1 pseudogene is annotated in these 1,121 nt (G+C 42.6%); it reads left to right on the top strand.

The features are described from left to right. A pseudogene (locus tag ABP870_RS10595) lies at positions 1–1,121 on the top strand (hypothetical protein); the annotation flags it as partial.

Here is a 1,121-nt window from a genome sequence, read left to right as displayed (position 1 = left end):
AGTGGTTCTGAGAATGTTACACCACAGCCAACTAATGGTACAAAGACCACGTCTATGATGGCTGATTCCTCATCGGGAGAAACTAGTCGTGATTTGAGAGATGAATTATCGGCTGCAGAGAATGTTAATCCTGCTGAGACGTCCAACCTATTGAGGGAGGTTAAAACGCCAACACCAGTGATGACATCATCATTGGTGAGTAGCAATGACAAAGTAGCATCAGCTCCGACAATAGAGAGTCGCCCTACTACAGAGACAGCATCAAATCTGTCGAAAGTTGATAATAGTGATATAAACATTCGATCGCACGTAGAAAATATAGGGTGGCAAAAACCGAGTAATGCAACGCAGTTGATTGGTACGGTTGGTCAAAGTAAACGTTTAGAAGCTCTCGAACTCAACTTGGGAAAAGACATGTCGGACTTAGGAGGGATTGTTTACCAAAGTCATATTCAAAATATCGGTTGGCAGCGACCAGTCCAAAATGGAGAACTTAGTGGTACAGTTGGTCAAAGCAAACGTCTTGAGGCAGTTAATGTTCGATTAACGCAAGAATTAGCGACCCATTTTGATCTATACTACCGTGTTCATGTTCAAGATTATGGATGGTTAGGCTGGGCAAAGAATGGAGCTAATGCTGGAACGGAAGGCCTCTCGAAACGTCTTGAAGCCCTTGAAATGCAAATCCTTCCTAAAGGTGCTCATTTCACAGGGTCCATGAGCCGGTCTTTTATAAAAAGAGATGCTCAGTCAGCTTCGATTAGTTATCAAACTTATATTGAGAAAAAGGGTTGGCAGAGCTCAGTTTCTGATGGTCATTTGAGTGGTAGTACAGGTCAGAATCAACAAATAGAGTCATTGAAACTTCGTCTTCATTCGGATTATCTAGGTTATCTATCATACCAAACACATATTCAAAACGTTGGTTGGATACCAGCCGTTAGAGAAGGCCAAGCAAGTGGTCAGGAGAGTTCTAATCGTCAAATCGAGGCAGTGAGAATTGCTTTAGTTGGTGAGATTAGTCAGCACTATGATGTCTATTATCGCGTTCATAGCCAGAATAAAGGATGGTTAGGTTGGGCAAAGAACGGTTCAAGTGCTGGGACGGAGGGTTTTTCTTT

This window comes from Streptococcus jiangjianxini (assembly GCF_040225085.1).
In the GTDB taxonomy this organism is placed as follows: domain Bacteria; phylum Bacillota; class Bacilli; order Lactobacillales; family Streptococcaceae; genus Streptococcus; species Streptococcus jiangjianxini.
The sequence above is the reverse complement of the archived record's forward strand: the minus strand, read 5'-3'. Positions and strand labels throughout refer to the sequence as shown.